Source organism: Pseudomonas sp. 05T35 (assembly GCF_056396605.1).
Map to the genome: position 1 here is coordinate 1 of NZ_JBFTLU010000488.1, position 3,219 is coordinate 3,219.

Annotated in this window: 3 protein-coding genes; all 3 read left to right on the forward strand. The window is 49.2% G+C overall.

The window, feature by feature from the left end:
* The first annotated feature begins 469 nt into the window (after positions 1-469).
* The gene (wecB, locus tag AC1DH9_RS25780; RefSeq protein WP_427546973.1) at positions 470-1,600 is read left to right on the forward strand and encodes a non-hydrolyzing UDP-N-acetylglucosamine 2-epimerase; all 1,131 of its coding nucleotides are present in this window, start codon (positions 470-472) and stop codon (positions 1,598-1,600) included.
* A gap of 5 nt (positions 1,601-1,605) precedes the next feature.
* Positions 1,606-2,832, forward strand: coding sequence for a glycosyltransferase family 4 protein (locus AC1DH9_RS25785; protein WP_427546976.1), 1,227 nt, complete (start codon positions 1,606-1,608; stop codon positions 2,830-2,832).
* Positions 2,833-2,889: 57 nt separating this feature from the next.
* Positions 2,890-3,219 (forward strand): sugar transferase (locus tag AC1DH9_RS25790; protein WP_477809039.1); only part of this gene is annotated, 330 nt, incomplete at its 3' end.

The window sequence follows — 3,219 nt, forward strand, 5'->3', positions numbered from 1 at the left end:
GGGATAGGTCGTTCAGGTGCGCTTCGTCATCAAAGGCAGAAAACAACGTCCCGTTGAAACTCTCGACGCCTCGAAGGTCTATTGATGGCTGGGTGCTCTGACCTATCTGGATGTCGAATCCGTGGTGCGCTTGGGCGTTGCTGCACTCGCAGTACAGGTTGGATTTTTGGCTTGGTATGCTGTCATCAGCCTAGCGCGACACCTTTCGCCGGGGCGACTGGATGCTGGTATGTCACGCGCAGTAAAAAACGGGTGCTGGCTAAACTGAGGCGCAAAAAAAAACGACTCAATGTGTCATTATGTACCGCGACATTCGTCGCTTGCTCGGCAGCGACAAGCGGGCTCTGCGCGCTGCGCCAAAGCCGACAGCGGCTTGGCGACGATCGAGTTTCGCTTCGGTTGGTGCGAGGCAGCAGGCGAGTATTACTGATTGTTTGTCTATCACTTTTTGAAATGTGACGCTTAAAAAATGAAAAAACTAAAGGTCGTAACCGTGGTGGGAACCCGCCCGGAAATTATTCGTCTGTCGCGTGTAATGGCTGCTCTGGATCAGTATTGTGATCATGTACTTGTTCATACCGGGCAAAATTACGACTACGAATTGAACGAAATTTTCTTTCAGGATCTAGGTATTCGCAAGCCTGACCATTTCCTGAACGCGGCTGGCTCTACGGGTGCGGAAACCATCGGTAACGTGATCATTAGCGTAGATCGTGTACTGGCGGAGGTTCAACCTGAGGCCTTACTGGTGCTGGGTGACACCAATAGCTGCATGGCGGTGATTCCTGCGAAGCGTCGCAAGATTCCGACCTTCCATATGGAGGCTGGCAATCGTTGTTTCGATATGCGAGTACCAGAAGAGATCAATCGTCGAATTGTCGATCACACCGCAGACATTAATCTGACCTATAGCACTATCGCTCGGGATTATCTGCTGCGTGAAGGTTTGTCGCCAGACATGGTGATCAAGACCGGAAGCCCAATGTTTGAAGTCCTGAACTATTATCGAGAGGGTATTGAGGCGTCTGATGTTCTTGAGCGATTGGGTCTTGAGTCAGGTAAGTTCTTTGTCGTCAGCGCGCACCGCGAAGAAAATATTGACTCTGATCAGAACTTTTTGAAGCTGGTAGACGTTCTTAATAAGACAGCTGAAACCTACGGGATGCCGGTTATTGTATCTACGCACCCCCGGACGCAGAAGCGCGTAGATGCAATGGGCGTGCAGTTTCACGAAAATGTGCGCTTGCTTAAGCCGCTGGGCTTCAAAGACTACAATAAACTTCAACTCGAGTCCAAAGCGGTTCTTTCCGACAGCGGCACTATCAACGAAGAGTCCTCGATTCTCAACTTCCCTGCGTTGAATATTCGAGAAGCTCACGAACGTCCAGAGGGCATGGAAGAGGCTGCTGTCATGATGGTCGGCCTTGAGGTCGAGCGAGTGATGCAAGGTCTGCAACTCTTGGAGACACAAAGTCGTGGGGATGAACGGACGCTGCGACTGGTGCAGGATTACAGCATGCCAAACGTTGCGGAAAAGGTAGTCAGGATTATTCATAGCTATCGTGATTATGTTATGCGCGTTGTTTGGAAAAGGTTCTAAATAGAATGGCAGTTCGCGTATTATTACTTACCCAATGGTTTGACCCGGAACCGACTTTCAAAGGTCTTGTTTTCGCGCGGGAGCTTGTTAGACAGGGGTTTGACGTCGAGGTGGTTACGGGTTTCCCCAACTATCCTGGTGGCAAGATTTATCCTGGTTTTAAAATGCGATTAATTCAGCGTGAGTTGATCGATGGTGTAAGAGTAACGCGACTGCCACTCTATCCAAGTCATGGACAAAGTGGGGCTGGGCGGATAGCCAATTATGTCAGTTTTGCTGCAACAAGTCTTTTTTACGGACTGTTCTTCAGTAAGCGCGCTGATGTGATATATGCCTACCACCCTCCCTTGACAGTAGGTATCGTAGCGACGATTATCCGTTTCTTTAGGCGTATTCCGGTTGTTTACGATATACAGGATCTGTGGCCTGATACTTTGCGTGCAACCGGAATGTTCGCTAATGAAAAGGCGCTCAATCTGGTATCCAAAGTTTGTAACTACGTCTATAAAAATGTTGATCAACTGGTAGTGCTTTCACCCGGTTTCAAGCGTTTACTGACTGAGCGCGGTGTGCCGGAAAGCAAAATTGAAATTATCTATAACTGGTGCGCAGAGGATCTTTTGGTTTCCTCCGGTAATCAGTTACCCGCCAACTTTCCAGATCCCTCAAGATTTCGCGTTTTGTTTGCCGGGAATATGGGCAAGGCGCAAGCTCTGGACTCGGTGCTCGACGCCGCTAATCTTCTTCAGGAGCGGAGTATCGATCTGGTATTCGTCTTCTTGGGTGGAGGGGTTGAGGTTGAGCGCTTGAAGCAAAAGGCTGAAGCGAACGGTCTGCGTAATGTTGTGTTTTTACCTTCCGTCCCTATGAGTGATGTGGGCAGCTATCTTGCGAATGCTGACGCGTTGCTGGTACATCTGAAAAAAGATCCATTGTTTACGGTGACCATCCCTTCTAAAACGCAGGCGTATATGGCAGTTGGTAAACCGTTATTAATGGCAGTCGATGGGGATGCAGCTGACTTGGTGCGGCTGAGTGGCTGCGGACTCGTCGCTGAGTCGGAAAATCCAGAGTCGCTGGCTGCTGCTGTCCAGTCTTTGCATCTGGCTGGCGATCAGAGTCGAAATGAGATGGCTGAAAAGGGTCGGTTTTATTATCGTGACAATCTTTCCTTAAGTGAAGGTGTGCGACGATTTGCCGATATTTTCAAGCGGCTTTCAAAACGCAAATGACATTATGTTTCAGGTCGAAATCGACGCTCGCCTTGATATGCAAATTAGGAACATAAAATGTTGAAACGGCTTTTTGATATTCTGGCTTCTTTTTTTGGCCTGCTATTGTTGTCTCCCGTTATTTTGTTTGTGGCTTTTCAAATTCGCCGCAAACTCGGAGGACCCGTTTTGTTTCGCCAAGTCAGGCCTGGTCTCCACGGCAAGCCTTTCGAGATGGTTAAGTTTCGCACGATGAAGAACGCTTTTGATTCAAAAGGCGTACCTCTTCCCGATGCTGAGCGCATGACACCATTTGGGGCGTTTTTGCGCTCCAGTAGTTTGGATGAGCTGCCYGAGTTGTGGAATGTTCTGAAGGGGGAGATGAGCCTTGTAGGGCCGCGCCCGCTG

Excerpts from the sequence above, each read along its gene's own strand:
- wecB (WP_427546973.1), top strand. The coding sequence starts at position 470 with ATGAAAAAACTAAAGGTCGTAACCGTGGTGGGAACCCGCCCGGAAATT.
- AC1DH9_RS25785 (WP_427546976.1), top strand. The coding sequence starts at position 1,606 with ATGGCAGTTCGCGTATTATTACTTACCCAATGGTTTGACCCGGAACCG.